The organism is Enterococcus durans NBRC 100479 = LMG 10746 (genome assembly GCF_001544215.1).
In the GTDB taxonomy this organism is placed as follows: domain Bacteria; phylum Bacillota; class Bacilli; order Lactobacillales; family Enterococcaceae; genus Enterococcus_B; species Enterococcus_B durans.
This window is the reverse complement of record NZ_BCQB01000020.1, coordinates 18,029-30,293: the sequence shown is the minus strand read 5'-3', so window position 1 is coordinate 30,293 and position 12,265 is coordinate 18,029. Positions and strand designations below refer to the sequence as shown.

The following is a 12,265-nucleotide window of genomic DNA, read 5'->3' as shown; positions in this document are numbered from 1 at the left end:
CGTAAATGGGAAAGTTAGCGATCATCAGTGATTTGCATGTTGACATCAACAAGTTTAGCGAAAATGAATTGCTGATCCTATGGCAAGTATTAAAAGAAAAAGAAATCACGAGCCTTCATTTGGCAGGTGATGTAGCGAACAAAGTAGATCGTTGTTTAGCTGTTGTGGAATATTTTGCAAAAAAAGGCTTGCCGACGACCTTTCATTTTGGCAACCATGAATTAGCTGATGTCAATGGCGAGGAAATGATGAATCATTTTCCAGATGCGCATTTCCTGAATGAACGCTATATTCCTCTTAATGAGAAACTAGTTTTAGTAGGAATGAACGGTTGGTATGATTATCGTTTTTCTGAATTGAAAGAGTTGGATGCCATCGTTCGAATGAAGAAGCTTTACTGGTATGATCGGTTTATTCAGCGAGAAGGAACGGATCTTGAAGTGAATGATCGCTTGCTTCAAGAAACAAAAAATCTGTTGGATATCCTTTCTGCCAAACAGTTAAAGGTGATTTTTTCTACGCATTTTGTTCCTAAAAAAGACTTTATAGTGTATCAGTCAGCTCCCTATGAACGTTGGAATAATCTAAATGCTTTTTTAGGGTCAGAGTCATTGGGTGATTTACTGGATCAGTATGACAATATCACACATGTGGTCTTTGGACATACACATCGCAGGTTTGCCGACAAAGTCATTGGTGGCGCGACATATAGTTGCCGGCCATTTGGGTATTATTATGAATGGCAACTGACGAGAGACTTCGTTTTGATGAATCACTTGGTTGACAGCTACAATCCAATGAAATTGCGAACGTTATTGCGTGCGCATGATTCAGAGTTCAGCGCGTATCGTACGAAACATTTACATGAAGAATTTGAAAAAGCAATGACTGTTATTTTGTATTGATTCCATACAAAATAACAGTCATTTTTTCAGTTGAAGTCAACGAGAAAGAGAATCCTTTTTTTAGATTTTTGGATACAAGTTAATTTTGATGGTGATACTTTTGCGTATAGTTCTGCGATTGCCGTTTTTTGATAATCTTCTTTTATAAGATTTTGAACTCTTGCTTTTGGAAGGCCATTTAAAGGCATAATAGAGAAATCGCGTTTCATCATATTGTTAAATCCATGATGAATGGTGTACTGTTTTTTGGATACTGGTTTTTTTCAGATGATAGATTAGCTTAAGAAGTGGATTTCTTGAATTTTTCCATGTTTTGTTAAGCTTTAAGAGTTTCTTTTTCATTTTTTTCCTTTCTTCATAATAAGAAAAAATACGATCTAATTTTTTATTTTCGTTGTGATCATTGCCCTTTAAGGCGTGGAGGAAACGTCGACGCATCTGAAATGTAGCGTTCTCTTTTACATTGTATTTTGGTGTAAGCTTTTCTTTACGCGTATCGATAGTTTGGAAAATATCCGTATGACAATGGTACAAAGCTGTTTTGAAAGCTGCATCGACACCAGCTATAATACAATTTCCTTCGATTTGTCTACTTAGGTTTATTTTTAAGTCTTTTGCTTGAGGCTCATTTGAAAGAGTAGTAAAGGCTTTTAAAATCCCATAATTCGACCACCTATCATAGCTAACAGTAGGGCTATTTCTGTGAATCTCATCAGAGTTTTTACTATCTAAAAGTAGTTCACTGAACTTTTCTATATTTTTCTCAGGGATCGTGAGATAGCTGCCAGTCCGTTGTTGAAAAAAACGTGCTTTGTCTAATATGGAAAGGACATACTGATCATTGTGTCTATGTATAAGTAATCCAGACGCGTGTTTCTGTTCTCCTTCTGTCAAAAATTGGATGGGAAGGATCATGAAGGAGGTGCGATCATCAGGCTTTAGGTTTTCCAGTAATTGTTTGATCTCGCCTTGTTTAGCAGATTGATAAAAATCAATGGTATTTTGTAAAGAGGTGGAGATAGCAGATTGCTGTTGTTTGGGTATAAAAAAATTTTGTTGATCTTGTTCAATCATTTTCTGATATGTCGTAAATAGTAATGTATAAAGTATCTTGCCATCCGAACCTGTCGAATGATACGAACCATTTTCTTTCAATGCAAGAAGTAAGGCTAAAAGTTCAGCTTTTCGTTCACTTTCAGTATAGTCAGTTATTGCCATGATAACGCTCCTTAGTTAAGTTTTAGTGATAGATGATAGGTTAAATTTGTTGCTACTGTCTTTACCTTTCTATGGCATGAATTGGAACCTTGATTTCAGTTGCTACTGTTTTTCTTACTTTTTTACTGTATTATTCCATACTCAAAAGAGTAAACAGAATATATCTTTCCAAAAAAAAGAAAACTGGGTGCGAATTTTCGCATCCAGTTTTCTGCTTGACTTTGATTAAGCCATAAAGATGAATTTGTATAAGAAGACTGCAACAATACCGGCACAAATCGGTGCAACAACTGGCACCCAAGCATAACCCCATTGTGATGAGCCTTTGTGTTTAAGTGGTAATAAAGCATGTACCAGACGTGGAGCAAAGTCACGCGCTGGGTTCAATCCAGGACCAGTAGGACCTCCAAGAGAAGCGACTAATGTCCAAACTAAGAAACCAAGAGCTAAATGAGCTGTACCAAGGTTATCTTGGAAGAATGGTGCTTTAGTGATACCTAGGGCACCAAAGAATAAAACGAATGAACCAAAGAATTCATTGACGAAACCATTGAATTTAGAACCAACACTATTGATAGTAGAGAATGTACCTAAAACATGGTTTACATCATCTGTTTGGTCATAGTATGGTTTGTAGCAAGCTACAACGATCAATTGACCAATTACGGCACCGACTAATTGAGCTGCAATATAAGGTAAAACTTCTGACCAAGGGAATAAGCCGTTTGATGCAAGAGCGATTGTGAATGCTGGGTTGATGTGGTTTCCGCTGATTCCGCCAAAGATCATTGCTGGGATCATAACCCCACAGCCATAACCTACAGCTATCAACATCCAGTCACTTCCGTAACCCTTCGTTCCTTTTAAATCTACGTTAGCTACAGCACCGTTTCCTAGAACGATCAATAAGGCTGTACCAATCATTTCCGCCGCTAGACGCGTCATAAGTGAGTAATCCATATATACCTCCAAAATATTATAAAAATGCAAAAAAAAAGAAACATCAACACAATAGGTGCAGTGTTTCGCCTGTCCTTTTCTTCCGTGGTCGCAATAAGTGCAGATTAAAAATGCGATTTCTATGTATGAAAGAAATCAGACCAACTTCCAAAAATCAACGTTCGAAACTTTCTCGCAAAACACCAACCTTAATTATAAATATACCAAAAAAAAACAAGTATTTTTTTCAAATGTTGTTGCTTAGAAACAGCATGTTTTGAAACTTTCAGAAAAAGTTTGTTAGTAAAATGAAAACAAGACATAAGGAGTGTTTCATATATGAAATTTTTTCAAGAGTTTTTTATCATCACATTTTTTTCTGTATTAGGAGAAGCGACACGAGTTTTTGCGCATCTACCTATTCCCGGAAGTATCCTTGGCATTTTATTCCTGTTTTTGGCATTTGAGATGCATTTGGTAAATCCTGAAAGATTAGGAGCAACAGGGGATTTTTTGTTGAATAACTTAACGATCCTTTTTGTACCTGCTGGAGTGGGCTTACTTGATTATTTTGACGATATTGCAACGATCTGGCCTATTTTGCTTGGTGCTGTTGTCGTTTGTTCCGTAGTGACAATGGTCGTAGCAGGAAAAACTGCAGAAGGTGTTGAAGCAATCGTCCGATATGTCACGAAGAAACGAAAAGCAAATGATCCAGAAATAGAGATGGAGGAACAACAAATTGACTGAATTTTTCCGTAATCCTTTGTTTGGTTTAAGTGTCACTTTAGGCGTGTATGTTCTATCCGATAAATTTTTGCGCAAATATAAATTACCAATCATCAATCCATTAGTTTTATCGATCCTTGTAATCATTTTATTTTTACATTTTTCTGGTATCGATTATCAAGACTACAATGTCGGTGGCAGCTTTTTGACGATGCTGATCACACCAGCAACAGTAGCATTAGCCATTCCGTTGTACAAGAACTTTCATTTATTGAAGGAAAATGTTTTTTCAGTCCTGGCAGCCATTATCGCCGGGATCGTTGCCAATTGTTTGGTCAGCGTAGGTATCGGCTATTTCTTTTCATTAAAGAAAGATATGGTTATTTCATTATTGCCAAAATCAGTAACTACAGCAATATCAGTGGATCTTTCTCATAGTATGGGCGGGGTAAATGCAGTCACACTTGCCATCGTTGTTTCAACAGGTATTTTTGGTTCGTTGATTGCCACACATATTTTTCGAATATTCAATATCAAGAGTCCTGTCGCTCGTGGAGTTGCTTTAGGGAGTACTTCCCATGCAATCGGGACAGCTAAAGCAATTGAGCTGGGCAAAATAGAAGGGATCGTTTCTGGTTTAGCAATCTGCGTCAATGGTATTCTAACAGTTTTCATCTTACCTTTATTGTTCCAACCATTTGCTGGCTTGTTTTAATGTCGAAGCAGTTGTTTTATGCTACAATGAAACCAACGTTCTAGCATAAAGGAGTGAGTGAAGTTGTATTTGTCATCTGAATATTTAAAGAGATTCGACAAAGATCTCTACTATAAAATCCTTCTGCTGGAAAGCTTTGAAGATCATGGATGGCATACAGCTGTACAGCTTGCGCAAACAGTTCAATTAGATGCACGCAGTGTCTCGAAATATTTAAGTGAACTATCTAAAAATTATCAGCACTTTAGTGGGAAAGCACAACCTCTATTTGTAAAGTCCCACCGTGCTGGTTATAATTTTCATGATTCCTTAGATTCGATCGAGCACGAGCGTTTTCTCATCTATCTTGTGCAAAATACGTTGAAATATCAATTGTTGCATGATATTTTTTTTGAAGATTTCCACACGATGTATCAGTTTGCACAAAAACATTACATCAGTGAATCAACTGCTCACCGAAAAATCAATGAATGGAAACAACAATTAAAAGCCTATGGTATCTCTTTGCAACGTGGGGACTATGTGGCCCAGGGAGAAGAAGAAATCATTCGGCTCTATTTACATATGACTTTTTGGCAGTTGTTCCGTGGAAAGATCTGGCCGTTTGCGACGATTTCCCAAACAGATGTGAAAAAAATCGCAGAACAAATCATGGCTTTTTTTAATGTACGGTTAAATGAAATCAAAAAACGAAGATTGGAATATATGTTGGGAGCCTTCTTTTTGCGTAAGTCTCAGAAACACTATGTGGACTTAAACAAGCGCAAACGGCGGTTGATTACAGATAATCCATTATTTAAACAATTTTGTCAGTGGATGCAACCAGTATTTCCAAATTATTTTCAAAACGAGGACGAGGTAGGCGCGCTTTTTTTAGTGTTGATGACAAGAGAAGAATATTATACGGATGAAGAAATCCGTACCAGTATTTTTACGTTCCACCAAAAATATCAGACCCCGCCTTATACTGCACTTTATGAAGCGAAAGAAGCACTAGAATTCTACCAAACAGAACAAGGACTTCCAACAGAAACTTTATCTAAAGAAGCAGAAAACTATTTATTCAGTAGCCATTTGTTTGCGTATCTTTTTCCGGAAGCAAAAGAAACGATTGATGGCAACGACAGTGATTTCATGAACCATCTAGTGATTGAAAACAAGGAATTAAAACATTGGCTCGATTTATTCTTTGAAGTAGAACGTAGAGAAGTCCGACATCCGGCTTTTCAAAATATTTCCTTTTTGATGGGGAGATATCTGACGGTTTTAAAAACAATGGGCGCATTCACTCAACAGTTGCCTCAGATAACGATTTTGCTAATGACAGATTTTCCGTTATTTGAAGAACAACTGATCCAAGAGGGGCTACGTAATTTTTTCCGCAATGACTATCAGTTGCTTTTTTTACCTACAGACTATCGTGGAAGAGATGTCGATTTGTTGCTTTCAACGAGCAAAGTTCACCGTAAGCCATGGGCAGACTTAGAATACTTTATCGTAACAGGCGAATTACAATTGAAAGACTATATTGAACTTTTTGAAAAGATAAGACTGATCCAAGAAAAAAATAATCGCAGGAGATGAAGAAAATGACATTTGAAGAAATATTACCAGAAGTAAAAAAAGGAGCAAAAGTGATTCGTGAAGGCTGGAGTGGTTTTGAGCTTTACGTCGTTCTTGTATCTGGAGATGAATTTGACGGTTGTCCCGTTACTCCTTATTTTTTGATCAAAACTAGCGACGAAGGATTTTCTAGTTTTGCCCCAACTGTTTGCGATATCTTGGCAGATGACTGGGTCATTGTAAAATGAAAAACCACTATACAGATCTAGTTGAAAAAGTTGTTTTTGTGACTGGTGCAGCTTCGGGAATCGGACATGCACAAGCTAAAGCATTTTTAGAGCAAGGCGCCCAAGTTTTTGGACTGGATCAGCAAAATGGTGGGATGGGAGAACTTTCCACGAGTTATCCAGAATCTTTTATGTATTACTTGGGAGATATCACAAAAAAAGAAGTACTTTTAGAAGCGGTAGAAACTTGCCATCGTCACTTCGGTGAAGTAGAGATTTTATTGAATACGGCTGGGATACTTGATGCCTATCACCCGTTGTTAGAAACGGATGAAGCGTTGTGGGATCGGATATTTGCGGTCAATGTAAAAAGCATGTATCGTTTGACTCAATTGCTACTTCCAGAGATGCTTCAACGAACCTCTGGAACGATCATCAATATGGCTTCTATCGCTGGCTACGTGGCTGGTGGAGGCGGTGTTGCCTACACAAGTGCCAAGCACGCGATTATTGGTTTTACCAAACAATTAGCGCTCGACTACGCTTCCCAAGGTATTTGCGTAAAAGGAATCGCACCAGGAGCTATCCAAACGCCAATGAATACGGCTGATTTTGCAGGAGATGGTAAAATGGCAGAATGGGTGGCAAATGAAACGCCAGTCAAACGCTGGGCCAAACCAGAAGAAGTGGCTGAATTGACGTTGTTTTTAGCAACACCTCAAGCCAGCTATATCCAAGGAGCAATCGTTCCGATCGATGGTGGTTGGCTCTTAAAATAGCTTTTTTGTTGCTATTGTAAAACGAGCTATCGGTTATACGATCACTTATTCTTAAAGTATAGGCAGTATGACCAAAAAAAACTTACACTACGGCACTTCAGTTGGAAGAAAATTCCCATCCTTTGGTCGTAGTTATTACCAAGAATATTATCTTGCAAAGGAGAAAACAAATGGACCATAAAGAAATAACTTCAAAAAACCGTTGGACGACAGCAGAAATCGCGCGAATGGCTTTGGTCACAGGTTTATATGTAGCAGTCACCCTTGTATTGTCTGTAATCAGTTTTGGTGCCATCCAAATACGGTTATCAGAAATGTTCAATTATCTGTCCCTCTATAATAAAAAATATATTTATGCTTTAACACTAGGTGTAGCATTAGCTAACTTGGCTTCGCCACTTGGGTTGGTCGATGTCGTCGTTGGTAGTGTCAGCACACTGATCGTTCTATTGCTCAATTATAGTGTGACGAAACGAGTAAAAAATATGAAACTGAAAATGGTGATTACAACGCTTATTTTTGCATTCTCCATGTTTACAGTGGCAGGACAGTTAAAATTATTGTATCAAGCACCCTTTTTCTTTAATTGGGGAGTCATTGCTTTAGGCGAATTGGCTTCTATGATTGTGGGGGGCGTCATCATCTACCGGATCAGTAAAAAAATCGATTTGACTAAATAAAGTGTGAATTAAATGGTATAGCTTTGTACATGAATGAACATGATAAAAATAAGTGGTGCACTACTGTCCCGCATTGATTGTCGAATAGTAGTGCACCGCTTATTTTTTTATTGTAATGGGAAAAATAGTTATTTTTTAGGTGAAGCAATAGTCGAGTGAGTAATCAGGTGCAGTCTTTTTCTCAATAAGATCCCTAGATAAGCCGCTGCAGTTCCTTTGATCAGTTCTGGGAGTAGGAAGGGAACGAACCCACTTAAAAATGCCGTTTGGATCGATAACCCGCCACTGATTTTCAACCAAAATGTGCCAAAAATCAAAGCAATCACAGAACCTAAGAGATTTGCAATAAAAGCTTGCGGATAATTTTCGCCCCATTTTTCAATCAGCCAACCAATCAGCAAGGTCTGAAAAATAAACCCAATCAAATATCCACCAGTAGGGCCAAATAGGACACCGATCCCACTAGTCATGCCAGAAAAAACAGGTAAGCCGATCAATCCTAGCAATAAGTAAATAAAGACGGCTACCGTTCCTGTTCGTTTACCAAGAAAGGTGGCGGTCAGCCCGATCGCAAATGTTTGGCCTGTTAAAGGAATGATACCTAAGGGGATGGTAAATTGTGAGAGGACAGCGATAATCGCTGCAAATTCAGCCGCAAGTATAAGTTCTTTCAAAGATTTTGTCATAATTTCTCCTTTTCGTTAACTTTATATTTTTAATAGGTTAACGAAATTGTACGTGATATACATAGAATTGTAAAGAGAAAAATGAAAATATGTTGATCATAACCAATGAAACGGATTCAGAACTATTTAAACAAAAAAACAAGTCGAATACTCTGGAGAAAAAGAACGTCTGCTCAAAACAGCAGTTTTTTAAGCGAACTTTTTGGATTGTACTTCAAAAAAACGACTCTCAGATTATTCGGTTTATTTCCGAATGAGTTGCTTCTGCTCCCGCCGTTTATCCGGAATTAGGGTCTGTAGCAAAACTGATTTTTAGATTTGTCCCATATTCAAGCTTAGTTTTTCTTCTTTAAAACTTATAATAAAACGGTGTTCAAAGAGCTGACCTTCGGCAATAAGTCAAAAAATCTCAAAACATGGAAAGCTGTTTCGAGTTTTTCCTCCTTATCGCTAAGGCCAAAGCGCTCTTTTCACAACCTCTAAATAAAAAAGCCCAACTACCGAAGTGGTAGTGGGCTTGTAAACCGAAACTTTTGAAATTATAGGCTTTGGTTGTAGTATTCAACGACAAGTGCTTCGTCGATTTCTGGATATAGTTCGTCACGTTCTGGTAAACGAGTTAATGAACCTTCCAATTTTTCAGCGTCAAAGCTTACAAATGCTGGGCGTCCAACAGTTGCTTCAACAGCTTCTTTAACTGTTACGATGTTTTGTGATTTTTCACGAACTGAGATCACTTGACCCACTTCAACGTGGTATGAAGGGATATCAACGCGTTTGCCATCAACAGTGATGTGGCCATGGTTAACTAATTGACGTGCTTGACGACGAGTAGTTGCAAGACCTAAACGATAAACAACATTGTCTAAACGTTGTTCTAGTAAGATCATGAAGTTAACCCCGTGTTTACCTTCTTTGATTTTGCTAGCTTTAACGAACAAGTTACGGAATTGACGTTCGTTCATTCCGTACATATGACGTAGTTTTTGTTTTTCAGTTAATTGCATACCGTATTCTGATTGTTTGCCACGGCTGTTTGGTCCATGTTGACCTGGAGCGTAAGGGCGACGTGCTAATTCTTTTCCTGTGCCTGATAATGAAATACCTAGGCGACGAGAAATTTTCCATGATGGTCCTGTATAACGAGACATTAAAATTTCCTCCAATAAATAAATGTAGTTTTTGGAGTAAAATAATCCGATGAAAAATTCATAATCGTGTAGTCCGTTCTTCAATCTTCACCTTTGCAGCCGCGGTTACACAATTGAACCCGAATCGGGGCAACGAACTAGGGACGTATTATTATTCTTCTGCTGCATTATTTTACACAAATTCCAGTATAAAGGAAATCACTTGGTGATGTCAAGTGAAAAAGCTTCTAAAAACGCTTTACAAACGCTTCCGCACTCTATAAAATAAGGAGGTATATGCCAAAAGCATGAAAATAATTGAACAAATCAAAGGAGAAAAGAGATGAACCCAGTATCACCGTTGTTTGAAAAGATCGATGCCTCGATCGAAAAGAAAGTCGACTTGTTCGACAATAGTTTTGCACGTTATGCACTACGCGCCATATTTGCTTGTTTATTTTTAACATTAGGAACAGCTGTGGCTTTTGCAATCGCAATGAAAGGCGAAGCAATCGCTCACGGACTTGGGAAGATCCTTTATGCATTTATGTTTAGTTGGGGTTTGGTAATGATTTTGTACATGAATGCAGAGTTAGGGACTTCGAATATGCTTTATATGACAGTCGGTGTTTATCGTAAGCGCTTGAATCTATCGAAAGCACTAAAAATTTTATTTACTTGTATTTTGTTTAATCTGATCGGCGGCTTGTTGTTTGGATTTTTGGTTTCTGCTACTTCGCCATTTCAAAGTTTGGCATTGGACAATTATATGTTAGAATCAGTTGCAACGAAACTGACAAAGCCGACGATGACGATTTTGGTGGAAGCGATGTTTGCAAATATCCTAGTCAATACAGCTGTTTTGATCAGTATGCGTATGAGGGATGATGCAGGTAAAGTATTAACGGTTGTGTTCATTATTTTCATTTTCTCATTTTTAGGTTATGAACACGTGATTGCGAATTTTCCTGCTTTTACATTGGCTTTCTTTGCTTCAGGAGGACAAATGGATGCGATGACGCTAGGCAACATCGTACATAATTTATTGTTTGCCTTGCTTGGAAATTATATAGGAGGCGGACTAGTCATGGGGCTAGGGTACGCTTGGTTGAATCAGTCAAAATCAGCTTATGTGGACTGACCCCTTCAAAAGGAGGAGGAAAATTGGAAAAGCTTGTTTTTCCAAAAAATGAAGAGAAAGCTAAACAGATGGAAGACTATATGCGTAATCAGTTTTTATTTGCCGGCGTGCCAAAACCAGAACGAGCACATATGCAAAAAAAATTGTTGCTTGAGAGTAAATACCTATCTGTTTCAGAAATTATTGCTTTGGCTGACTATTATTATGGTCAAATCGAAAGAGAGTATCAGTATTTAGCCATCGATTTAGTCCAACGTAACGTTCAACGTTTTACTTTTGATGAGTTGCGGGCATTGATAATGCTTGTAGAAAGAAAAGAATGGTGGGACAGTATTGATCTATGGCGGAAAGTTTACAGTACATGGTGCCTTCGCCATCTAGAGTAACTGGAATCAGTTTTTAATGTTTTTGCACAACAAGATGATTTTTGGTTGCGGCGTATTGCCATTACGCTACAATTAGGTTTTAAAGAAAAAACGGAGACACAGCTACTTGCAAAAGCAATCGAAGCCGACCGTATGACCAATGAGTTTTTTATCCAAAAAGCAATTGGGTGGGCTTTAAGGGATTATAGTAAAACCGACGCAGATTGGGTAAGAGAACAATTAGCAAAAGACTTGAGTCCTTTGGCAACAAGAGAAGCAAGCAAGTATTTATAAGAAAGAGAGACGACAAAAAATGAAACGCAAACTATTTGTATTTGATATTGACGGAACATTGTTGGACACGAATAAGCAAGCACTAGATAGCACGAGAGAAGCGCTCGATAAATTACGAAAAGCAGGTCATTTAGTGACGATTGCTACGGGACGTAGTCGTTTCCATGCACAGGAAGTGATCCGTGACTTAGATTTTACCAACTATATTTTATGTAATGGAGCTGCAGGTTTTTTAGATCATGAACAAGTCTACAAAAATCTTTTGGATCGTGAACAGTTAGACCGCTTTGTCGAAGAAGCACATAGTGAGAATATCGATACGGCATTTGTTAGTCTAGATAATATCAAGCGCTCTTCTTCGAATCATGTCGGAGTGATGGAAGAAGCAATGCATTCATTTGGCGCCGTTTTGCCTGAGTTGGATCAATATTTTGTCGAGGAACAAGAGATTTACCAAGCTTTAGCCTTTTTTGATAAAACCTATGATGATCGTTTTGCTGATTATGATAAGATCCGTTTTGTACGTTGGCATGAAAATAGTGTAGACGTTGTTCCTCATGACGGTTCAAAAGCAGCGACAATCGTACATTTAGCCGATCAAGTTGGTATTGCGCAAGAAGATATCATTAGTTTTGGTGACGGACAAAATGACCGAGAAATGTTGCGTATGTCAGGAATCGGAGTAGCAATGGGAAATGCTGCGCCGGAAGTCCAAGCAGAAGCAAAAATAGTCACAGATACAAATGACCAAGATGGTATTTGGAAAGCGTTGAAAGAATTGGCTTTTATTTAGTCTATTCCCACTGATTATTCGAATGACGAGTCAAAAATCGTTTAGGTTTGAGAAATTGGAAAGAAAAGAGGTTGGGACAGAAGTGTTTAACTCCAAGAAAT

14 protein-coding genes and 1 pseudogene are annotated in these 12,265 nt (G+C 38.1%); 10 read left to right on the top strand and 5 right to left on the bottom strand.

Features of this window, described 5'->3' with window-relative positions:
- Positions 1 to 5: 5 nt before the first annotated feature.
- Positions 6 to 905, top strand: coding sequence for a metallophosphoesterase (locus tag ED2_RS07430; RefSeq protein ID WP_016177202.1), 900 nt, complete (start codon positions 6 to 8; stop codon positions 903 to 905).
- Between the two features lie 26 nt (positions 906 to 931).
- Here ED2_RS07430 and ED2_RS07425 read toward each other — a convergent pair whose 3' ends face one another.
- From ED2_RS07425 to ED2_RS07415, 3 genes are all read right to left on the bottom strand, one after another.
- Positions 932 to 1,117 carry a hypothetical protein gene (locus tag ED2_RS07425; protein ID WP_016177203.1) on the bottom strand — a complete coding sequence of 62 codons (186 nt, stop codon included), beginning with the start codon at positions 1,115 to 1,117 and terminating at the stop codon, positions 932 to 934.
- A gap of 4 nt (positions 1,118 to 1,121) precedes the next feature.
- Positions 1,122 to 1,979, bottom strand: coding sequence for a hypothetical protein (locus ED2_RS07420; RefSeq protein WP_231373186.1), 858 nt, complete (start codon positions 1,977 to 1,979; stop codon positions 1,122 to 1,124).
- 369 nt (positions 1,980 to 2,348) lie between these two features.
- Complete coding sequence (locus ED2_RS07415) at positions 2,349 to 3,083, bottom strand: MIP/aquaporin family protein (protein ID WP_005880675.1); 735 nt, start codon at positions 3,081 to 3,083, stop codon at positions 2,349 to 2,351.
- 318 nt (positions 3,084 to 3,401) lie between these two features.
- Between ED2_RS07415 and ED2_RS07410 the strand changes: the two genes are divergently transcribed.
- The 6 genes from ED2_RS07410 to ED2_RS07385 all read left to right on the top strand — a co-directional run bounded on the left by ED2_RS07410 (position 3,402) and on the right by ED2_RS07385 (position 7,755).
- Positions 3,402 to 3,812: a CidA/LrgA family protein gene (locus ED2_RS07410; RefSeq protein WP_005880673.1), complete on the top strand. Its 411-nt coding sequence runs from the start codon at positions 3,402 to 3,404 to the stop codon at positions 3,810 to 3,812.
- A complete protein-coding gene (locus ED2_RS07405; protein WP_005880671.1) occupies positions 3,805 to 4,506 on the top strand; it encodes an LrgB family protein in 702 nt (233 codons plus the stop codon). The genes ED2_RS07410 and ED2_RS07405 overlap by 8 nt, the downstream gene beginning before the upstream one ends.
- 63 nt (positions 4,507 to 4,569) lie before the next feature.
- On the top strand, positions 4,570 to 6,090 hold the full coding sequence (locus tag ED2_RS07400) for an AcpB/EbpR/MafR family transcriptional regulator (protein ID WP_016177205.1): 1,521 nt from the start codon (positions 4,570 to 4,572) through the stop codon (positions 6,088 to 6,090).
- Between the two features lie 5 nt (positions 6,091 to 6,095).
- On the top strand, positions 6,096 to 6,317 hold the full coding sequence (locus ED2_RS07395) for a DUF2829 domain-containing protein (RefSeq protein ID WP_005880667.1): 222 nt from the start codon (positions 6,096 to 6,098) through the stop codon (positions 6,315 to 6,317).
- Entirely contained in the window at positions 6,314 to 7,075 is a 762-nt protein-coding gene (locus ED2_RS07390; protein WP_005880665.1) for a 3-oxoacyl-ACP reductase, read from the top strand. Before ED2_RS07395 ends, ED2_RS07390 begins: the two co-directional genes overlap by 4 nt.
- A gap of 170 nt (positions 7,076 to 7,245) precedes the next feature.
- Entirely contained in the window at positions 7,246 to 7,755 is a 510-nt protein-coding gene (locus tag ED2_RS07385) for a QueT transporter family protein (RefSeq protein ID WP_060789737.1), read from the top strand.
- A gap of 128 nt (positions 7,756 to 7,883) precedes the next feature.
- Here the strand turns inward: ED2_RS07385 and ED2_RS07380 are convergent, their stop codons facing one another.
- Positions 7,884 to 8,441 carry a biotin transporter BioY gene (locus tag ED2_RS07380; protein WP_005880661.1) on the bottom strand — a complete coding sequence of 186 codons (558 nt, stop codon included), beginning with the start codon at positions 8,439 to 8,441 and terminating at the stop codon, positions 7,884 to 7,886.
- A gap of 539 nt (positions 8,442 to 8,980) precedes the next feature.
- Positions 8,981 to 9,592, bottom strand: a complete 612-nt coding sequence (gene rpsD, locus ED2_RS07375; protein WP_005880660.1) for a 30S ribosomal protein S4 — start codon at positions 9,590 to 9,592, stop codon at positions 8,981 to 8,983.
- 322 nt (positions 9,593 to 9,914) lie between these two features.
- Between rpsD and ED2_RS07370 the strand changes: the two genes are divergently transcribed.
- The 3 genes and pseudogenes from ED2_RS07370 to ED2_RS07355 all read left to right on the top strand — a co-directional run bounded on the left by ED2_RS07370 (position 9,915) and on the right by ED2_RS07355 (position 12,164).
- Entirely contained in the window at positions 9,915 to 10,712 is a 798-nt protein-coding gene (locus tag ED2_RS07370) for a formate/nitrite transporter family protein (RefSeq protein WP_016177207.1), read from the top strand.
- Positions 10,713 to 10,735: 23 nt separating this feature from the next.
- Positions 10,736 to 11,371 (top strand): annotated as a pseudogene (locus ED2_RS14930) (DNA alkylation repair protein).
- Between the two features lie 19 nt (positions 11,372 to 11,390).
- A complete protein-coding gene (locus tag ED2_RS07355; protein WP_005880656.1) occupies positions 11,391 to 12,164 on the top strand; it encodes a Cof-type HAD-IIB family hydrolase in 774 nt (257 codons plus the stop codon).
- The last annotated feature ends 101 nt before the right edge of the window (positions 12,165 to 12,265 follow it).